Annotated in this window: 16 protein-coding genes; 10 read left to right on the top strand and 6 right to left on the bottom strand. The window is 61.4% G+C overall.

The genetic code is table 11. From position 1 onward, the window contains the following. Nucleotides 1-54 precede the first annotated feature (54 nt). From AC6CIA_RS08060 to AC6CIA_RS08105, 10 genes are all read left to right on the top strand, one after another. Nucleotides 55-1929, top strand: a complete 1875-nt coding sequence (locus AC6CIA_RS08060; RefSeq protein WP_498311410.1) for an extracellular solute-binding protein — start codon at nt 55-57, stop codon at nt 1927-1929. Next, nucleotides 1929-2990, top strand: coding sequence for a microcin C ABC transporter permease YejB (locus tag AC6CIA_RS08065; RefSeq protein WP_498311411.1), 1062 nt, complete (start codon nt 1929-1931; stop codon nt 2988-2990). Before AC6CIA_RS08060 ends, AC6CIA_RS08065 begins: the two co-directional genes overlap by 1 nt. Continuing rightward, nucleotides 2990-4012: an ABC transporter permease gene (locus AC6CIA_RS08070; protein ID WP_498311412.1), complete on the top strand. Its 1023-nt coding sequence runs from the start codon at nt 2990-2992 to the stop codon at nt 4010-4012. The genes AC6CIA_RS08065 and AC6CIA_RS08070 overlap by 1 nt, the downstream gene beginning before the upstream one ends. A 10-nt stretch (nt 4013-4022) precedes the next feature. Next, nucleotides 4023-5594: an ABC transporter ATP-binding protein gene (locus AC6CIA_RS08075; protein WP_498311413.1), complete on the top strand. Its 1572-nt coding sequence runs from the start codon at nt 4023-4025 to the stop codon at nt 5592-5594. A gap of 14 nt (nt 5595-5608) precedes the next feature. Beyond that, on the top strand, nt 5609-7015 hold the full coding sequence (locus tag AC6CIA_RS08080) for a sigma-54 interaction domain-containing protein (RefSeq protein WP_498311414.1): 1407 nt from the start codon (nt 5609-5611) through the stop codon (nt 7013-7015). A 276-nt stretch (nt 7016-7291) separates the two neighbouring features. Further along, on the top strand, nt 7292-8683 hold the full coding sequence (locus AC6CIA_RS08085) for a GntP family permease (RefSeq protein ID WP_498311415.1): 1392 nt from the start codon (nt 7292-7294) through the stop codon (nt 8681-8683). 7 nt (nt 8684-8690) lie between these two features. Next, entirely contained in the window at nt 8691-9464 is a 774-nt protein-coding gene (locus tag AC6CIA_RS08090) for a 3-hydroxybutyrate dehydrogenase (RefSeq protein ID WP_498311416.1), read from the top strand. Between the two features lie 116 nt (nt 9465-9580). Continuing rightward, nucleotides 9581-11533 (top strand): acetoacetate--CoA ligase, encoded by a 1953-nt coding sequence (locus tag AC6CIA_RS08095; RefSeq protein WP_498311417.1) that lies wholly within the window; start codon nt 9581-9583, stop codon nt 11531-11533. Between the two features lie 143 nt (nt 11534-11676). Beyond that, nucleotides 11677-13851 carry a hybrid sensor histidine kinase/response regulator gene (locus AC6CIA_RS08100; protein WP_498311418.1) on the top strand — a complete coding sequence of 725 codons (2175 nt, stop codon included), beginning with the start codon at nt 11677-11679 and terminating at the stop codon, nt 13849-13851. A 40-nt stretch (nt 13852-13891) separates the two neighbouring features. Continuing rightward, nucleotides 13892-14167, top strand: a complete 276-nt coding sequence (locus tag AC6CIA_RS08105; protein ID WP_007898282.1) for a peptidylprolyl isomerase — start codon at nt 13892-13894, stop codon at nt 14165-14167. Between the two features lie 53 nt (nt 14168-14220). Here the strand turns inward: AC6CIA_RS08105 and AC6CIA_RS08110 are convergent, their stop codons facing one another. The 6 genes from AC6CIA_RS08110 to AC6CIA_RS08135 all read right to left on the bottom strand — a co-directional run bounded on the left by AC6CIA_RS08110 (nt 14221) and on the right by AC6CIA_RS08135 (nt 19323). Further along, the gene (locus AC6CIA_RS08110) at nt 14221-15153 is read right to left on the bottom strand and encodes a sugar kinase (protein WP_498311419.1); all 933 of its coding nucleotides are present in this window, start codon (nt 15151-15153) and stop codon (nt 14221-14223) included. 40 nt (nt 15154-15193) lie between these two features. Further along, on the bottom strand, nt 15194-16402 hold the full coding sequence (locus AC6CIA_RS08115; protein ID WP_498311420.1) for an amino acid deaminase: 1209 nt from the start codon (nt 16400-16402) through the stop codon (nt 15194-15196). A gap of 17 nt (nt 16403-16419) precedes the next feature. Further along, nucleotides 16420-17184, bottom strand: a complete 765-nt coding sequence (locus AC6CIA_RS08120) for an IclR family transcriptional regulator (protein WP_498311421.1) — start codon at nt 17182-17184, stop codon at nt 16420-16422. Nucleotides 17185-17463: 279 nt separating this feature from the next. Beyond that, nucleotides 17464-17850 carry a RidA family protein gene (locus AC6CIA_RS08125; protein WP_084378816.1) on the bottom strand — a complete coding sequence of 129 codons (387 nt, stop codon included), beginning with the start codon at nt 17848-17850 and terminating at the stop codon, nt 17464-17466. Nucleotides 17851-17878: 28 nt separating this feature from the next. Next, nucleotides 17879-18664, bottom strand: coding sequence for an amino acid ABC transporter ATP-binding protein (locus AC6CIA_RS08130; RefSeq protein ID WP_498311422.1), 786 nt, complete (start codon nt 18662-18664; stop codon nt 17879-17881). Continuing rightward, nucleotides 18661-19323, bottom strand: coding sequence for an amino acid ABC transporter permease (locus tag AC6CIA_RS08135; RefSeq protein WP_339532313.1), 663 nt, complete (start codon nt 19321-19323; stop codon nt 18661-18663). Before AC6CIA_RS08135 ends, AC6CIA_RS08130 begins: the two co-directional genes overlap by 4 nt. Between the last annotated feature and the right edge of the window lie 11 nt (nt 19324-19334).

The following is a 19334-nucleotide window of genomic DNA, read 5'->3' on the forward strand; positions in this document are numbered from 1 at the left end:
GCGCGGTTAGCGTACAAATCCCCTACCTTCTTCACCCGGCGCTCAAGGCTGATAATGCGACTGGACTTCCCCTGCTCATTTGTCTCGACCCTGCTTTGCTCCACCTTGGCCCTGTTGCTGGCGAATACGCCCGCGCTGGCAGCGCCACAACCCTCGCTCACCGTCTACGGCGAGCCGGCCAAATACCCCAGCGGCTTCAGCCACTTCGACTATGCCAACCCCAAGGCCCCGAAGGGTGGCAGCCTGAAACGCTCGGCCATCGAGATCGGGCGCTTCGATCACGTCCTGCCGTATATCGATAAAGGCATCGGTGTTTCCCAGATCGACGGCTGGGTGTACTCACCCCTGGCCCAGCGTTCCCTGGATGAGCCCTACAGCGTCTATGGCCTGGTGGCCGAACAAATGGAGCGCGCCGAGGACGGCCTGTCCCTGCGCTTCTATCTCAACCCCAAGGCGCGGTTTGCCGATGGCAAGCCCATCACCGCCGCAGACGTGCGCTACACCTTCAACCTGCTGATGACCCAGGGCAGCCTGCGTTTTCGCACGCTGTTTGCCGACGTCAAGCATGTCGAGGTAGAAGGCCCGCGCCGAGTGCGTTTTGACTTCTCCAGCAACCAGAATCGCACCCTGCCTCTGGACCTCGCGACCTTGCCGGTGTTTCCTGAACATTGGTGGAAGACCCGCGACTTCGCGAATGGCGGCGGGTACGAAGCGCCCTTGGGCAGCGGACCGTATAAAGTCAGCAAGATCAACGCCGGCAGCACCATCACCTTCCAGCGCGACCCCGATTGGTGGGGCAAGGACCTGCCCGTCAGCCGTGGCCTGTACAACTTCGATCAACTGAGCCTGGAGTATTTCGGCGACACCGAAGTCGCGCGCCAGGTCCTGCGCGGTGGTGCCTACGACTTCAATCGCGAATTCTCCGCCACCGGCTATACCATCGGTTACAACGGTCCGGCCCTGGATGACGGCCGCCTGCAGCGCGCCCATCTGGCTAAAGAAGCGCCCCAGATAGCCCAGGGCTACGTGTTCAACGTACAGAAGCCGGTGTTCCAGGACCGCCGCGTACGGCAGGCCCTGGCCATGCTCTGGGATTTCGAGTGGGCCAACCGGCAAATGATGCGCAACCTGTACATCCGCCAGCAAAGCTACTTTTCCAACAGCCCGTTGGCGGCCACGCAACTGCCGGACGCCCGGGAACTGGCGATTCTCGAACCCTTGCGCGGGCAGATTCCCGACGAGGTCTTCACCCAGGTATTCAAGGCGCCGACCACCGACGGCAGCGGCATGATCCGTGACAAACAGCTGCAAGCCCTGGCCTTGCTGGAAGACGCCGGCTGGAAGCCCAAAGGTGACAAGCTGGTGAATGCCGCGGGCGAGCCGCTGGAGTTCACCTTCCTGAATGCCCAGAACGGCCTGGAGCGTTTGCTGCTGCCTTACAAGCGCAACCTGGCGCAGATCGGCATTACCCTGAATATCCGCCGCATCGACTCCTCCCAGTACGTCAACCGGATAATGGCCCGCGACTACGACATGATCGTCACCGGTTTCCCCGTCACCCCCTCGCCGGGGATGGAGCTGTACAACTACTTTGGTTCGTCCGCCGCCTTCGACCCTGGCGCCAACAACTACATCGTCTTGAAAAACCCGGCGGTGGACACGCTGATAACCGGCCTGGTGCGCGCGACCACCCAGGAACAAATGCTCAGCTATGCCCACGCCCTGGACCGGGTACTGCAATGGAATTATTACTGGATTCCCAATTACTACCCACCAGGCACCTCCGCCGCCTGGTGGAACCGTTTCGGCCGCCCGGCCATCGAGGCGAGTAATGACGAAGCCCTGGAAACCTGGTGGGAAGTCAGCCCGACGCCACTGACCAACGAACAAATGAAAGCTCGCCTGAACACAGCGCGAGGTGCCCGCTGATGTTGGCCTATATCGTGCGCCGCCTGCTGCTGATCATTCCGACCCTGGTGATCATCCTGCTGGTGAACTTCGTCATCGTCCAGGCCGCACCGGGCGGGCCGGTGGAACAAGCCATCGCCCACCTGCAAGGGATCGGCGGCGGTGGCGTCGGCGCTTCCTCCGGGGACGCGGTCAGCAATGGCTCACGCGCCAGTCGTGGTCTTGACCCAAAACTGATCAAGGACATCGAAAAACAATACGGCTTCGATAAGTCCGCTCCGGAACGCTTGTGGCTGATGCTCAAAAACTACGCCCGGCTGGACTTTGGCAACAGCTTCTTTCGCGGCTCGACGGTAATCGACCTGATCCTCGAAAAGATGCCGGTGACCCTTTCCCTTGGACTCTGGGCCACGCTCATCACTTACTTGGTCTCGATTCCCCTGGGGATTCGCAAGGCGGTACGCCACGGCAGCAGTTTCGATGTGTGGAGCAGCACGGCCATTGTGATTGGCTACGCGATGCCGGCGTTCCTGTTCGCGATGTTCCTGATCGTGGTATTTGCCGGTGGCACGTCGCTGAACTGGTTTCCGGTGCGCGGCCTGGTCTCGGAAAACTTCGAGCAGTTGAGCACCGTCGGCAAGGTCGCCGACTATTTCTGGCACCTGGTCTTGCCGGTCAGCGCCTTGGTGATCGGCGGCTTCGCCACCTTGACCATCCTCACCAAAAACTCGTTCCTCAATGAAATCACGCGCCAATACGTGGTCACCGCACGCGCCAAGGGCCTGAGCGAGCGACGCGTGCTCTACGGCCATGTGTTTCGCAACGCCATGCTGCTGGTGATTTCCGGGATTCCCCAGGCGTTCATCAGTGTGTTTTTCGCAGGCTCCCTGCTGATCGAGGTGATCTTCTCCCTCGATGGCCTGGGCCGCATGAGTTACGAAGCGGCGGTGTCGCGGGATTATCCGGTGGTGTTCGGTTCGCTGTTTATCTTCACGCTGTTCGGCCTTTTGATAAAACTGATCGGCGACCTCTGCTACACCCTGGTGGACCCGCGAATCGACTTCGCCGCGAGGAACGCCTGATGTTCAAGCTGTCTCCCGTGGCGCAACGGCGCTTTGAACGCTTCAAGAAAAACCGCCGTGGCTGGTGGTCGCTGTGGCTGTTTATCGGCCTGTTCATCCTGACCCTGGGCGGCGAGCTGATCGCCAATGACAAGCCCTTGGTCCTCAGCTACCAGGACGAGTTGTATTTCCCGGTGTTCAAGCGCTACACCGAACAACAGTTCGGCGGGCAACTGCCGTTCCAGGCGGATTACCGCAGTGATTACGTGCAACGACTGATCAAGCAAGCCGGCGGCTGGATGCTGTTCCCGCCCATCCCCTTCAGCGATGACACACCCAATTACGAGTTGACCCGCCCTGCCCCGAGCCCGCCGTCTTCGGTGAATTGGCTGGGCACCGATGATCAGTCGCGCGACGTGCTGGCGCGGGTGATCTTTGGTGCCCGGGTGTCGATTCTGTTTGCGTTGGCCCTGACTGCCATCAGCGCGGCCATCGGCATTGCCGCCGGTGCCTTGCAGGGCTATTACGGCGGTTGGGTAGACTTGCTCGGACAGCGGATCCTGGAAGTATGGTCGGGGCTGCCGGTGTTGTACCTGCTGATCATTCTCTCGGGGTTCGTCGAGCCGAATTTCTGGTGGTTGCTGGGGATCATGGCGCTGTTTTCCTGGCTGGCCCTGGTGGACGTGGTGCGCGCCGAGTTCCTGCGCGGGCGCAACCTGGAATACGTCAAGGCGGCACGCGCGCTGGGCCTGGGCGACAGCAAGATCATCCGCCGACACATCCTGCCAAACGCCATGACCGCGACCCTGAGCTATCTGCCCTTTATCCTGACCGGGGCGATTTCCACCCTGAGCGCCCTGGACTTTCTCGGTTTCGGCATGCCGGCGGGCAGCGCCTCCCTGGGCGAGTTGATCGCCCAGGGCAAGCAAAACCTGCAAGCGCCGTGGCTGGGCCTGACCGCGTTTTTCAGCTTGGCGCTGATCCTGTCACTGTTGGTTTTTATCGGTGAGGCGTTGCGCGATGCCTTCGACCCACGTTCATGAGTGAATCCGTATGAGCGACAACCTGATCGAGATCCGCGACCTGTGCGTCGCCTTCAACGGCCAGACCGTGGTGCGTAATCTGTGCCTGGACGTGCGCCCCGGCGAGTGCCTGGCACTGGTGGGCGAGTCAGGTTCAGGCAAATCGGTAACCGCCCATTCGATCCTGCAATTGCTGCCGCAAGCCGGTACGCAAACCACCGGTTCGATAAAGCATCGCGGCCAGGAGTTGATCGGCGCTTCGGCGGCCCTCCTGCAAAAGCTGCGCGGCAATCGCATTGCAATGATCTTCCAGGAGCCGATGACCTCGCTCAATCCCTTGCACAGCATCGAAAAACAGATCGGCGAAAGCCTGCTGCTGCACAAGGGCCTCGGCGGCAAAGCCGCGCAAGCCCGCATCCTCGAGCTGCTGGAACTGGTGGGCATCCAGAACCCCCGGGAACGCCTCAAGGCCTATCCCCACCAGCTCTCCGGCGGCCAGCGCCAGCGGGTGATGATCGCCATGGCCCTGGCCTGTGAGCCGCAACTGCTGATTGCCGACGAACCGACCACGGCGCTGGATGTGACGGTGCAGCGCAAGATTCTGCTGCTGCTCAAATCCCTGCAGCAGCGCCTGGGTATGTCGCTGCTGCTGATCAGTCACGACCTCAATCTGGTACGCAGCATCGCCCAGCGGGTGTGCGTGATGCGTGCCGGGGAAATCGTCGAGCATGCCGACTGCCAAACCCTGTTCAACGCCCCGCAGCATCCCTACAGTCGCCTGCTGCTGGATGCCGAACCGGCGGGGGCCGCCCTGTGCCTGGACGAGCGCGAGACCGTGTTGCAGGTGGATGACCTGAACGTGCAATTCCCCCTTGGCGGTGGTCTGTTCCGCAGCAAGACGTACCTGCGCGCCGTGGACGGTATCAGCCTGAGCCTGCAACGCGGCAAGACCCTGGGCATCGTTGGCGAATCCGGCTCCGGCAAATCCACCTTGGGCCAGGCGATCCTGCGCCTGCTGGACTCCAGCGGCGGCATCCGGTTCCAGGGCGAGGCCCTCGACGGCCTGACGCAAAAACAGATGCGCCCGTGGCGCAAGCAGATGCAGGTGGTGTTCCAGGACCCGTTCGGCAGTCTCAGCCCGCGCATGTCGGTGCACCAGATCATCAGCGAGGGCCTGGAAGTCCACGCACCCTGCAACCTCGAGGAGCGTGACGCGCAGGTGATCAAGGTGCTGGAAGACGTCGGTCTCGATCCCGCCAGTCGCCACCGTTATCCTCACGAGTTCTCCGGTGGCCAGCGCCAACGCATCGCCATCGCCCGTGCGCTGGTGCTACGCCCGGCGCTGATGCTGCTCGACGAACCCACCTCCGCGCTCGACCGTACCGTGCAAAAGCAAGTGGTGGCGCTGCTGCGTGAACTCCAGGACAAGTACGGCTTGACCTACCTGTTTATCAGCCATGACCTGGCGGTGGTGCGCGCATTGGCCCATGACCTGATCGTGATCAAGGACGGCAAGGTGGTGGAACGCGGACCGAGTCGTGACGTGTTCGAATCGCCGCAACATCCCTATACCCAAGAACTCCTCGCCGCCGCCTGCGTGTAGAACGGACCGCCGCCATGAACCCGATTGAAAGCCTCAAGGACTACCCGCACGTTCGCGGCCTGGCAATCCAGTCGCTGTTCGAAATCATCGAGCAGTCCAGCGAAGGCACGGTCATTGTCGACCGCGACGCCAATATCGTCTGGATGAACGAACGCTACGCCAAGCGCTTTGGCCTGCAAAGCGCCGACCAGGCAATCGGCCAGCCGTGTGAGCAGGTGATCGCCAACAGCCGGCTACGCCAGGTGGTGCGCAGCGACCGGCCGATCCTGCTGGACATCCAGGACACCCCGAAAGGTCCGCTGGTGGTGATGCGCCTGCCGATCCACGACGACGCCGGCGCGGTAATCGGAGCGATTGGTTTTGCACTGTTCGATGAGTTGCGCAACCTCTCGCCACTGATCGAACGCTACCTGAGCATGCAACAGGAGCTGGCGTCCACGCGCTCGTTGCTGCGCTCGCGCCAGAGCAAATACAACTTCGCGCACTTTATCGGTACCAGCGCCGCCAGCCTGGAAGTCAAACGCCGCGCCCGGCGCAGTGCAAGTGCCGACTCGCCGGTATTGCTGCTGGGGGAAACCGGCACCGGCAAGGAATTGCTGGCCCAGGCGATCCATGGTGCGTCCCCACGCGCCAACAAAGCCTTCGTCAGCATCAACAGTGCCGCTATTCCTAATGACCTGCTCGAGGCCGAATTCTTTGGCACCGCGCCTGGCGCATTCACCGGCGCCGACCGCAAGGGTCGCCCCGGTAAGCTGCAGATCGCCCAAGGCGGCACGCTGTTTCTCGATGAGATCGGCGACATGCCGTTGCCATTGCAAAGCAAACTGCTGCGGGTGTTGCAGGAGAAAGAATTTGAACCCGTGGGCTCCAACGAGATGATCCACAGCGATGTGCGAGTGATCGCCGCAACCTCCACCGATCTTGAAGCGGCACTCAAGCGCGGCGAGTTTCGCGCAGACCTGTATTACCGCCTCAACGTGCTGCCGATCCAGGTACCGCCCCTGCGCGAACGCCTGGACGACCTGCCCGCCTTGAGCGAAGCGATTCTCGAGGAACTGCGCAGCCAGCATGAACTGGACAGCGAAGCCTTGGCGCTACTGGCGCAACATGCCTGGCCGGGGAATATCCGCGAACTGCGCAATGTACTGGAACGGGCGGCGCTGCTCAGTGATGACCTGGTACTGGACGCGCGCCAGATTCGTGCCGCGATTGGCACATTCAGCCCGGTGGCGCGCGGTGCCGTTGCGCCCGTCGAGGTCGAGACATTCAGCGCGGCGCGGGAGCGGTTTGATCGACAGTTGATTAACGCCGCGTTGAAGCAATGCGAGGGCAACGTGATCGAGGCCGCCAAACAGCTGGGGCTGGGCCGATCGACCCTGTACAAGAAAATGGTCGCGCTGGGCATCGAGCAGTCTCAATAAAGAGACAATCTCTCCATATAGAGATATTTCAAATGTGGGAGCGGGCTTGCTCGCGATAGCGGTGTACCGGACGATAAATCTGCTACAGATAAACCGCTATCGCGAGCAAGCCCGCTCCCACATTGGAGCTTCGTCTGTCTCTAAATAGAGATATCCTTTGTAGTAAATTAGATATTTTATATAGATATCAATAAGTTACTAACTTGGCACAGTTCCCGCTATAGCCCTTTCCAAACGCTTCACCCCACAAAAATAACAATCCGATGGAGACACACCATGAGTGTGATCATTGCCCTGGCAGCCCTCGTGCTGCTGATGCTCGCTGCCTACCGTGGCTACAGCGTCATCCTGTTCGCACCGATTGCCGCCCTTGGCGCCGTGCTGCTCACCGACCCGTCCGCCGTTGCCCCAGCCTTTACCGGGGTGTTCATGGAAAAAATGGTCGGTTTTATCAAGCTGTATTTCCCGGTATTCCTGCTGGGCGCGGTGTTCGGCAAGCTGATCGAACTGTCGGGCTTCTCGCGCTCTATCGTCGCCGCCGCGATTCGCTTGCTCGGCACGCGCCAGGCAATGCTGGTGATCGTGCTGGTCTGCGCCCTGCTGACCTACGGTGGCGTTTCGCTGTTCGTGGTGGTGTTCGCGGTGTATCCATTTGCCGCCGAGATGTTCCGCCAGAGCAATATCCCCAAACGCCTGATCCCGGCGACCATCGCCCTCGGCGCGTTTTCGTTCACCATGGACGCGCTGCCCGGCACACCACAGATCCAGAACATTATCCCCAGCACCTTCTTCAACACCACCGCCTGGGCCGCGCCTTGGCTGGGCCTGATCGGCAGCATTTTTGTATTCTGCGCCGGCATGCTCTATCTGGCGCGCCAGCGCAACAAGGCCCAGCGCGCCGGTGAAGGCTACGGCACCGAGCTGCGCAACGAACCGGAAACCGCTGAGAACCTGACGCTGCCCAACCCTTGGATCGCCGTGTCGCCGCTGTTGCTGGTGGGCCTGATGAACCTGCTGTTCACTCACTGGATTCCGCAGTGGTACGGCAAGACCCACAGCCTCAGCCTGCCAGGCATGAGCGCGCCGGTCACCACCGAAATCGCCAAGCTCACGGCGATCTGGGCGGTGCAGGCAGCGCTGCTGGTGGGGATCATCATGGTGCTGGTGTTTGGCTGGTCGGCGATTCGCAGCCAGTTGGCCGAAGGCAGTAAAAGTGCGGTCAGTGGCGCGCTGCTGGCGGCGATGAACACGGCCTCGGAATACGGTTTCGGCGCGGTGATCGCTTCGTTGCCGGGCTTTCTGGTGTTGTCGGACTGGCTCAAGGGCATCCCCAATCCGTTGGTCAACGAGGCAATTACCGTGACCTTGCTGGCCGGTATCACCGGCTCGGCGTCCGGCGGCATGAGCATCGCCCTGGCGGCCATGTCCGAGAGTTTCATTGCCGCGGCCCGCGCCGCCAACATCCCGCTTGACGTCCTGCACCGGGTCGCCGCCATGGCCAGCGGCGGTATGGACACCCTGCCCCACAACGGCGCCGTCATCACGCTGTTGGCGGTCACCGGGCTGACCCATCGCGAAGCCTACAAAGATATTTTCGGCATCACCCTGATCAAGACCCTCGCGGTATTCGTGGTGATCGGTACTTTCTACGCCACCGGCATTGTGTGAGGTTTTCATGACGACATTAACTGGCAAGACCGCCCTGGTTACCGGCTCCACCAGCGGCATCGGCCTGGGCATCGCCCTGAGCCTGGCCAAGGCCGGCGCGAACCTGATCCTCAATGGTTTCGGCGACGCCCGCGCAGTGATCGCCGAAGTCGAAGCCTTCGGCGGCAAGGTCGGCCATCACCCGGCGGACGTCAGCGACCCGGCGCAGATTGCCGACATGATCGCCTATGCCGAGCGCGAATTCGGCGGCGTCGACATTCTGGTGAACAACGCCGGTATCCAGCATGTGGCAGCCGTTGAAGACTTTCCGCTGGAGCGCTGGGACGCGATCATCGCGATCAACCTATCCTCGGTGTTCCACAGCACGCGCCTCAGTCTGCCGGGCATGAAACGCAAGGGCTGGGGGCGGATTATCAATATCGCATCGGTGCACGGCCAGGTCGGTTCAGTGGGCAAGGCAGCCTACGTCGCGGCCAAGCACGGGGTGATCGGATTGACCAAGGTCGTCGGCCTGGAAACCGCCGGCAGCCCTGTTACCTGCAATGCGATTTGCCCTGGCTGGGTGTTGACACCGCTGGTGCAAAAGCAGATTGATGAACGCATCGCCAGCGGCGTCGACCCGCAACAGGCCCAGCATGACCTGCTGGCCGAGAAGCAACCGTCGCTGGCGTTCGTCACGCCGCCGCAATTGGGGGAATTGGTCTTGTTCCTGTGCAGCGCAGCCGGCAGCCAGGTGCGCGGCGCGGCGTGGAATATCGATGGCGGCTGGCTGGCTCAATAACCCATGGCCTGAGTTATAACTATAGGTAGGGATGCTCAAGTGCCTATTCGGTGAGCCTCAACACGGTATCGCCAGTCAATCTACCGCTGTGACGCCTGATAACAAGAGAGTGCGCCATGTCCGAAATCCTCTGGCAACCCAGCCCCGAACGCATTCGCAAGACCCGCATGGATCAGTTCCGGCGCTTTATCAATGCTCGCCATGCCGTGCAGCTCGGTGACTACTCCGCCTTGCATCAGTGGAGCATCGAACAACGCCCGGACTTCTGGCAGGCGATTGTCGACTACTTCGACGTACAGTTCCGCACCCCGCCCAGCGCCGTGTTGATCGAAGGCCAAGAAATGCCCAGCGCGCGCTGGTTTCCCGGCGCCACGCTGAATTTTGCCGAGCACCTGCTGCGCCGCCGCGACGCACATGCAGCGGTGGTGGCCATCGCTGAAGACGGCCAGCGTGAACAACTGAGCTATGCCGAACTGGCTCGCCACGTCGCCGGCCTGCAACGCAGCTTGCGCGCCGCCGGCGTGGGCCGTGGCGATCGCGTGGCCGCGTGCATGCCTAACACCTGGCAGACGCTGGTCGGCATGTTGGCAACCACCAGCCTCGGCGCCATCTGGTCCTGTTCCTCGCCGGACTTCGGTACCCAGGGCGTCATCGACCGCTTCGGTCAGATCGAACCCAAGGTGCTGATCACCTGCGCGGGCTATCGCTACGCCGGCAAGCTCATCGACCAGAGCGCCAAGCTCAATGAAATCCTGGCACGCCTGCCCTCCCTGGAACAGTTGATCATCGTGCCTTATGCCCGCCCCGCAGCGCGCATCGACGACTATCAGACCCAGGCCAACGTCGCCCTCTGGGACACGTTCTACAGCGCCGGCGGCGAGCCCGAATTTGTCGCGGTGCCCTTCGATCACCCGCTGTATATCCTCTACTCCAGCGGCACCACCGGCGTGCCCAAATGCATCATCCACGGCACCGGCGGCGTGCTGCTGACCCACCTCAAGGAACATGGACTGCACGCCGATCTCTCGCGGGACGACTGTCTGTTTTACTACACCACCTGCGGCTGGATGATGTGGAACTGGCTGGTCTCGGTGCTGGCCATCGGCGCCACGGCGGTACTGTATGACGGTTCGCCGTTTCATCCAGGGCCCGAACGGTTGATGGATTTGATCGACCAAGAACAGATCAGCGTCTTCGGCACCAGCCCGAAATTCCTCACGACCCTGGAAAAAGTCGGCCTGCAACCGCGCTTGAGCCACCGCCTGAGCAGCCTCAAGGCCTTGATTTCCACCGGCTCGCCGTTATCACCCCAGAGCTACGACTATGTGTACCGCGAGATCAAACAAGAGCTGTGCCTGTCGTCAATGTCCGGCGGCACCGATATTGTCTCCTGCTTTGTGATTGGCAACCCGGTGCTGCCGGTACGGCGTGGCGAAATGCAATGCAAGAGCCTGGCGATGGCGGTCGAGGTGTGGGATGACCAGGGCCAGCCGCTGATTGGCGAAAAAGGCGAGTTGGTGTGTACCCGACACTTTCCGGCAATGCCCATCGGCCTGTGGAATGACCCACAGCAGGAAAAACTCCGCGCCTCTTACTTCAAGCAGTTCCCGGGCGTCTGGGCCCAGGGCGATTACGCTGAACAACGGCCCGACGGCAGCTTGCTGATCCATGGCCGCTCGGACGCGGTACTCAACCCTGGCGGCGTGCGTATTGGCACCGCGGAGATTTACCGCCAAGTGGAAAAAGTCCCGCAGGTCCTGGAAAGCCTGGCCATCGGCCAACGGTGGCAGGACGATGTGCGAGTGGTGCTGTTCGTGCGCTTGCAGGACGGCGTGGTGCTGGACGCGGCACTTGAACAACAGATTCGCGAGGTGATCCGCGCCAACACCACGCCCCGGCACGTTCCGGCGAAGATCCTCGGGGTCACGGACATTCCCCGTACCATCAGCGGCAAGATCGTCGAGCTGGCGGTAAGGCACGTGGTGCATGGCGAAACGCTGAAAAACACCGATGCGCTGGCCAACCCCGACGCCCTGGAGCAGTTTCGCAACCGTCCTGAACTCGCATGAAGATGAAAGGTTTCGGCGCTGACGCACTCATTTGAAGACAACCGCCTCAAGCATGCTATTTTTCGAGGGGTAGTCAGCCGTTCCCGCGCCACGGGAGAGTCGGCTTTGGTCAATTTTCAAAGCGTTACGCACAGAGCACGTATATGAACGGATCTCCCCTCGGCAGTGAAGCCGTAGCACTGATCGCACAGTTGGACTGGGCAAAAAGCCCCCTCGGTGATGCCTGCAACTGGCCGCAAAGCCTGCGCACGGCAATCGACATCGTGATCCACTCACCCATGCCCATGCTCCTGCTGTGGGGCGAGGAACTCACGCAGATCTACAATGATGGCTTCGCACTGCTGGCCGGCAATAAGCACCCGCAAGGTTTTGGCCAGCCAACCCATCTGATCTGGCCAGAACTTGAAGGCTTCACCGGCCCGATCTACAGCGCCGTGTTGGCCGGCCAGGTGCGCAGCTTCAGCGAGCAGCGCTTTGCCCTGCAACGCAACCATCGCGACACTGAGATCTGGCTTGACCTGACCTACAGCCCGATCCGTGACGAGCAAGGCCAGGTCGCGGGGATCCTGGTCACGGCCATCGAAACCAACGAGCGGCGGCAGTTTGCCCAAGAGCTGCAACAACGCACCGAAGAAATCCTCGAGGCCCAGCAGAATACCGAGCAACGCCTGCAATTGGCCTTGGCCGCGACAGATGCGGTAGGCACCTGGGACTGGGATATCGGCAGTGACCGCTTTATCGCCGACGCGCATTTCGCCCAGTTGCATGGCGTCGACCCCGAGCAGGCCGGCCGCTTGCCCATCAGCGACTATCTGCTCGGGGTCCATCCGGAAGACCGTGGCCTGGTGGCCCGCAGCATCAAACATTGCATCACCCATGGCACCGAGTACGCCGAGGAGTACCGCCTGCTCCAGGCCAACGGCCAGGTGCGCTGGGTATTTGCCCGTGGCCGCTGCTATAAGGATCACCATGGCCGGCCAGCACGTTTTCTCGGGGCCGCCGTGGACCTGACTGAACGCAAACACACCGAGCAGGCGCTACGCCACCTCAATGATACCCTCGAAGAGCGCGTGAACCAGCGCACCCAGGCGCTGGCCGAAGCCAACCAGCGCCTGCAAAACGAGATGTTCGAGCGCGAGCGTGCCGAAGAGGCCTTGCGTCACGCGCAGAAAATGGAAGCCGTGGGGCAACTTACCGGGGGTATCGCCCATGACTTCAACAACATGCTCACCGGCATAATCGGCAGCCTGGACTTGATGCAGCGCTACATCGCGGCAGGTCGCAGCGAAGATATCGGGCGTTTCGCCGCCGCCGCCGTGGCCTCGGCCCACCGTGCTGCCGCGCTGACCCACCGTCTGCTGGCGTTCTCCCGACGCCAATCCCTCGACCGCCGGCCGCTTGACCCCAATCAACTGGTCGCGTCGCTGGAAGAACTGTTCCGCCGCACCAAAGGCGCCCACATCGATCTCAAGGTGCAACTGGGCAACGACATCTGGCCAGTCAACACCGATGCCAGCCAACTGGAAAACGCCCTGCTCAACCTGGTGATCAACGCCCGCGATGCGATGCCCGAGGGTGGACAGCTGCGTATCGAGACGGCCAACAGCTACCTCGACGGTACCGACATCATCACCCTGGAACCGGTCAAGGCCGGTGATTACGTGATGTTGGGCGTCTGCGATAACGGCACCGGCATGACCCCGAAGGTACTGGCCAAGGTTTTCGACCCGTTCTTTACCACCAAGCCTATTGGCCAGGGTACAGGGCTGGGACTGTCGATGATTTACGGTTTTGCCCAGCAATCGGGTGGCCATGTCACGATTCAAAGTGAACCTGAGCGCGGCACGTGCGTACGCCTGTACTTGCCGCGCCTGCACGGCACCGCCCCGGAGAACACCCCGCCCGAAAGTCCCTCCGAGGCGCCGGTCGCACTCCACGGCGAAGCGGTGGTGGTAGTCGAGGAAGATGCCGCGGTGCGCATGCTGGTGGTCAACGTGCTCGGCGAACTGGGTTACACCGCCCACCAGGCCGCCGATGCCCGGACGGCGCTGACGTTACTGGAGTCTGATCTGCGCGTGGACTTGCTGGTCACCGATGTCGGCTTGCCCGGCATGAACGGTCGGCAATTGGCGGAGATTGCCCGCCAGCACCGCCCCGGACTCAAGGTATTGTTTATGACGGCATACGCCGAGAATGCCGTTGAACGTCAGGGTTTTCTCGAAGAAGGCATGGACATGGTGGGCAAGCCGTTCTCCATTGAGCTGCTGGCGACTAAAATTCGCAGCATGATCAACGCCACCGAGCGAGTTGATGCATAATCCCGCGCCTTCAAGCCCGACCGTTGCAAGGTAATTGCCGATGAAAGCCCAAGCCCGTCATATCCTGGTGAAGACCAGCGAAGAAGCCGAACAGCTCAAGCAGCGTATTGCCAAGGGCGAAGCCTTTGATGTGCTGGCCAAGAAGTATTCCACGTGCCCCTCCGGCAAGCGGGGTGGTGACTTGGGCGAGGTGCGGCCGGGGCAGATGGTCGGCGTGATCGATGCGGTGATTTTCAAGAAACCGCTGCGGGTGGTGCACGGGCCGATCAAGAGCAAGTTTGGCTATCATCTGGTGCAGGTGTTTTACCGCGACTGAATCGACGGCGTGCCGGGTTTTGGGGCTGCTTCACAGCCCCACGCGGCCGCATTCTACTCGCCCGCGGCTACGGGCGGTGCATCTCTGGGGATCAATGCGCCTGGCACCTGAATCACCCGGCTTGCCAAGCGATGGCCGGAACGGGCCGCCTGTTCCGGTGTGCCGCCTTGGAGCCGCCCAGCCAGATACGCCGCGCTGAACGAATCCCCCGCCGCCGTGGTGTCCAGCACCGTTTCGACCTTCAGCGCCGGCACGGCAAAGCGCTCGCCGGCGCAACGAATCAGGCAGTCCTCCGCGCCACGCTTGAGTACCACTTCCTCAATCGTCGGGTAAGCGGCAAATACTTGCTCGCTGTCGGCATAACCAAACAACGCGTGCTCGTCATCCTCGGTCAGCAAAGCCATATCCACCTGTGCCAGCACCTTCCGATACGCCGCGCGCGCGGCCTCGACACTGGTCCAGAGTCGCGCTCGGTAGTTATTGTCAAACACCACACGGGCGCCGCGCTGGCGCGCCTCCACCAGGCTTTCCAGCAAACGCTGGCGCCCTGCCTCACCCAGCACCGCCAGCGTGATACCACTGAAATACAGCACGTCGTAAGTCGGCAAGGCCGCCAGGATCGGCCCCGCCGTCGGCGTGGTGAAGCAATCGCGCACGGCAGCCTCATTGCGCCAGTAGAGAAATTTCCGCTCACCGCGAGCATCGACTTGAATGCAGTACAAGCCCGGCAAGCGGCCCGGCAGGCGCTGCACCCTGCTCAGGCCGAGGCCTTCTTCGGACCATTGCTGGCACATGGCGTCACTGAAGCTGTCATCGCCCAAGGCCGTGACGTAATCCACGACACTCTTGTCTCCCAGCTCGCGACGCAGATAGACCGCGGTGTTCAGGGTGTCGCCGCCGAAGCTTTGTTGCAGACTGCCGTCGGCACGCTGTTGCAGCTCGATCATGCATTCGCCGATCAGGGCGATGCGCAGGGGTGAATTCATGCTGAGATCTCTTGAGGGTCCGGGTACTTTCCTGCAGGCGCTAAAAGCGCGTCTGCAACGTTTCGATCACCTGCAATTGTTCATCCACCAGGCAGCCTACTTGCCACTTGTCGAAGGTCAGGCAAGGGTGGGAAGTACCGAAGGAAATGATGTCACCGATGCGCAATTCAACCCCCGGCGCCACGCTCATGAACGCGTGCTGGTCCATCACCGCCGTGACTTTGCACGCCCCGACATCATCCCCCACCGCCGGTAACACACCGGCGGTGTAGCGCTTGAGCGGCACCGGCAAGCCGGCGTCATAGGCCACGTCACGCTTGCCCAGGGCAATCACCGCAAAACCCGGTTCTGGCAGCGATTGCACATGGGCCCACACTTCCAGGGCCGGGCGCAGGCCTTCGTCGAGGTCATTGCGACGCTCGAGTACACAGCACTGCGCCTCTTTGTAGATGCCATGGTCATGCGCCACGTAGCTGCCGGGACGCAACACACTGAGAAAGCGGCCTGCTGCGTTTTGCGCTTCGAAGGACTCGGCGATCAGGTCGTACCAGGCCGATCCCGACGCGGTGATGATCGGCTTGTCAACGTCGAATGAGCCGCTGTCTTGCAGGTCCACCGCCAGACGCACCAGCGAGGCGGCGAATTCACGAATACCGCTGACGGCCTGCTCGCCGTGGATCACGCCCTCGTAACCTTCAATACCGGTCAAGGCCAATGCCGGCTGGGCCCGGATCGCTCTGGCCAACTCCAGCACCGCTTGCTCGCTGCGGCAACCACAACGCCCGCCGACCACGCCGTATTCGATCATCACGTTCAACCGCAGGCCACGGGCGGCGAAGAAAGCACCGAGGTCGGCGACATTGTCCGGATGATCGACCATGCAATAAAAGTCGAACGCGGGATCAGCCAGCAACTCAGCGATCAACGCCATGTTCGGCGCGCCCACCAGTTGATTGGCCATCAATATCCGGCGGACGCCACCCGCATAGGCCGCGCGGGTCTGCACCGCGCTGGCCAGGGTAATGCCCCAGGCACCTTGCGCCAACTGACGCTGGAACAACGCCGGCATCATGCTGGTCTTGCCGTGGGGGGCCAGTTGCGCGCCACTTTTGCTGACGAAATCCTGCATCCAGCGGATGTTGTGTTCCAGTGCGTCGCGGTGCAGCACCAGCGCGGGCAGGCTGACGTCGCGCACCAGATGCGCACCGAGGGCGGCGGCGCCTTTTTCAACGGCATTGAAGGCAGACATGGGGTTACTCCGTTTCGTTATTCGTTGATGCGACGGGCCAGGTTGTCGGCGCTTTCGATCAACACCCGGCGGTAGTCGTTGTAGTTATTCCTGGCATCGGCCCGTGGCGCAACAATGCACAGGGTCGCAATACTGACGCCTTGCGCGTCCCGCACCGGGGCGGCAAAGCAATGGGTAAAGGTGTCGGCGACACTGTCGAAGGAAAAGAAGCCGTCGAGGGTGGCCTGGCGGATTTGCTCGAGGAAGGTTTCCACGGGCAAACGCTGGCCGTCCGGGAGGATGAAGTCGTCAGGGTCGATCAGGTCGACGATTTGCTGGTCGCTCAGATGCCCCAACAGCAGACGTCCGGAGGCAGTCCAGGGAATCGGCGCGTTCTCGCCGATGTCCGAGGAAATCCGGAAGTGCCGCTCGCCCTCGCGCATCAGCGCAACCGTGTATTTACGGCCGTTGAGCAGGCACATCTGCGCGGTTTCGTGGGTCTGGCTGACGATTTCCTGCAGAGCGTGATCAGCCTCGCGTGTCAGGTCGAAATGGCGCAAGTGTGCCTGACCGAGAAAGTACAGCTGACGGCCCAGGTAAACGTGACCGTCCTTGCCCACGGTTTCGAGGATCCGCCGAGCCAGCAAGGAGGCGACCAATTCATACACCGTGGATTTAGGACTGCCGATGCCACTGGCAATATCGTTCGGGCGCAGGGGCTGGCCGACTTCCTTGAGAAAGTCGAGGATATCGAACGCCCGGTCGAGGCCTTTGGCGCGGCGCTTGATGGTGTCTTCGGTCATGGCAGTCTTGGGTCCCGTTGGAGAGGTTGGGAGGGTAGCTGGATGAGGGGTGGGTGTCAGTTGGAGCGCCCCCTCACCCTAACCCTCTCCCCAGAGGGGAGAGGGGACTGAACGGAGGATATTTGAGAAAATCCGCGACCTGGAAAACCAGCTTTGAATCCATAATCGATTCGGTTTTTCAGGTCGCAGAATTTCTTAAAACACTTCGGTCAGTCCCCTCTCCCCCCTGGGGAGAGGGTTAGGGTGAGGGGTGGCCCTCAATCCCCCCCATCCCACCCGTTATTTCTTCTTATAAGCCACGCAATCAATCTCAACCTTGCAATCAACCATCATGTTCGCCTGCACACAGGCCCGCGCCGGTGCATGTTCAGGGCTGAAGTATTCGCCGAAGACCTTGTTGAAACTCCAGAAATCCCGTGGGTCTTCCAGCCACACGCCGACCCGCACCACATCCTCGAGGGCATAGCCGGCTTCTTCGAGAATCGCCACCACATTCTTCATGGTCTGGCGGGTCTGTTCGACAATCCCGCCGCTGATGATTTCACCTTCCACCGCCGGCACCTGCCCGGAGACATACAACCAGCCGTCGGCCTCCACCGCGCGTGCAAAAGGACGAGGCTGACCGCCGCCGGCGGTGCTGCCGGTGCCGTAACGAGTAATGCTCATAATGTTTCTCCTGATATGAAGCTGAAAATCAAAACCGGATGTTCTTCAAAAATTCCGCCAGACGCGGCGATTGCGGGCGCTCGAACATGTCTTTCGGCGGTCCCTGCTCTTCGATACGCCCCTGGTTCATAAACACGATTTTGTCCGAGACCTCGTAGGCAAAGCGCATCTCGTGGGTCACCAGCAACATGGTCATGCCCTCTTCCGCCAGGCCCTTGATCACACTGAGCACTTCGCCGACCAACTCCGGGTCGAGTGCCGAGGTCACTTCGTCGAACAGCATCAAGCTCGGGTTCATCGCAATCGCCCGGGCAATCGCCACGCGCTGTTGCTGTCCGCCGGACAACTGACCGGGAAAATGATTGCGACGTTCCAGCAAGCCCACGCGATCCAGCCATTTTTCAGCCAGGGCGATGGCTTCGTCCCTGGCCAGTTTCTTGACCTTGAGCAAGCCGAGGGTGACGTTCTGCAACGCGGTCAAATGCGGGAACAGGTTGAACTGCTGGAACGCCATGCCGGTCATGGCCCGATGCTGGGCAATGAGCTTTTCCGGATGGCGGACACGCTTGCCGGCTACATCGCTGTAGCCAATGGACTCACCGTCAAGGGTGATCTGCCCGCCCTGAAACTCTTCCAGCAGGTTGACGCAACGCAGCAGCGTGGTCTTGCCCGAGCCGCTTGAGCCGATCAATGTCACCACGTTGCCGCGCTGCATTGACAGGTCGACGCCCTTGAGCACTTCCACCGCGCCGTATTGTTTGCGCAGGCCACGGATATTCAGCAGGGGCTGCGTTTCAGTAAGAAATTGAATCATGGCAAGGCCACCCGCTTTTCAATGTAGCGCCCGAATAATTCGATGGCGTAGTTGATGACAAAGAACAGAAATCCGGCGAACAGGTAGAACTCCAGGGTCATGAAAGTCCGCGCTATCACCTGTTGCGTGCTCAGCAGCAATTCGGCAACGCCAATCACCGAGAGCAAGGTCGAGGCCTTGACGATCTCCGTCGACGAGTTGACCCAGGTTGGCAGGATTTGCCGCAACGCCTGGGGCAGCAATACATAGCCCAACGACTGATAGAAGGTCAGCCCGATTGCCTTGCCGGCCTCCAGTTGGCCACTGGGAATGGCCTGCAGCGCACCCCGCACGATCTCGGCGACATGGGAACCGCAGAACAGCGTCAACCCGAGGACACCGGCCTGGAATGCGCTGATCGGCCAACCCAGCGCCGGCGCCATGTAGAAGCAGGCCAATACCAGCACAAACACCGGTGTGCCGCGGATCAGGTCAACGTACAAACGAAACGGCGCGCGCATCCAGAACTTGCCGTAGGTCAGCACCAGCCCGGCGACAATGCCGATCAAGGTGCCAAGGATAATCGCCAGCACCGAGCAATAAACGCTGGTCTGGAACCCGGCCCAGAGCGTGTCCCGGGCGATCCACAACTCATGCAGCCAGCTGGGGGATTCGTACATGGGAAGCTTCC

The sequence above is a fragment of the Pseudomonas sp. GQ91 genome (assembly GCF_059758795.1).

Bases quoted from the DNA above. Each gene is read 5' to 3' on its own strand.
- AC6CIA_RS08075 (WP_498311413.1), top strand. From the start codon at position 4,023: ATGAGCGACAACCTGATCGAGATCCGCGACCTGTGCGTCGCCTTCAAC.
- AC6CIA_RS08065 (WP_498311411.1), top strand. From the start codon at position 1,929: ATGTTGGCCTATATCGTGCGCCGCCTGCTGCTGATCATTCCGACCCTG.
- AC6CIA_RS08100 (WP_498311418.1), top strand. From the start codon at position 11,677: ATGAACGGATCTCCCCTCGGCAGTGAAGCCGTAGCACTGATCGCACAG.
- AC6CIA_RS08060 (WP_498311410.1), top strand. From the start codon at position 55: ATGCGACTGGACTTCCCCTGCTCATTTGTCTCGACCCTGCTTTGCTCC.
- AC6CIA_RS08095 (WP_498311417.1), top strand. From the start codon at position 9,581: ATGTCCGAAATCCTCTGGCAACCCAGCCCCGAACGCATTCGCAAGACC.
- AC6CIA_RS08125 (WP_084378816.1), bottom strand. From the start codon at position 17,850: ATGAGCATTACTCGTTACGGCACCGGCAGCACCGCCGGCGGCGGTCAG.
- AC6CIA_RS08115 (WP_498311420.1), bottom strand. From the start codon at position 16,402: ATGTCTGCCTTCAATGCCGTTGAAAAAGGCGCCGCCGCCCTCGGTGCG.
- AC6CIA_RS08105 (WP_007898282.1), top strand. From the start codon at position 13,892: ATGAAAGCCCAAGCCCGTCATATCCTGGTGAAGACCAGCGAAGAAGCC.
- AC6CIA_RS08080 (WP_498311414.1), top strand. From the start codon at position 5,609: ATGAACCCGATTGAAAGCCTCAAGGACTACCCGCACGTTCGCGGCCTG.
- AC6CIA_RS08090 (WP_498311416.1), top strand. From the start codon at position 8,691: ATGACGACATTAACTGGCAAGACCGCCCTGGTTACCGGCTCCACCAGC.
- AC6CIA_RS08085 (WP_498311415.1), top strand. From the start codon at position 7,292: ATGAGTGTGATCATTGCCCTGGCAGCCCTCGTGCTGCTGATGCTCGCT.
- AC6CIA_RS08120 (WP_498311421.1), bottom strand. From the start codon at position 17,184: ATGACCGAAGACACCATCAAGCGCCGCGCCAAAGGCCTCGACCGGGCG.
- AC6CIA_RS08110 (WP_498311419.1), bottom strand. From the start codon at position 15,153: ATGAATTCACCCCTGCGCATCGCCCTGATCGGCGAATGCATGATCGAG.
- AC6CIA_RS08070 (WP_498311412.1), top strand. From the start codon at position 2,990: ATGTTCAAGCTGTCTCCCGTGGCGCAACGGCGCTTTGAACGCTTCAAG.
- AC6CIA_RS08130 (WP_498311422.1), bottom strand. From the start codon at position 18,664: ATGATTCAATTTCTTACTGAAACGCAGCCCCTGCTGAATATCCGTGGC.
- AC6CIA_RS08135 (WP_339532313.1), bottom strand. From the start codon at position 19,323: ATGTACGAATCCCCCAGCTGGCTGCATGAGTTGTGGATCGCCCGGGAC.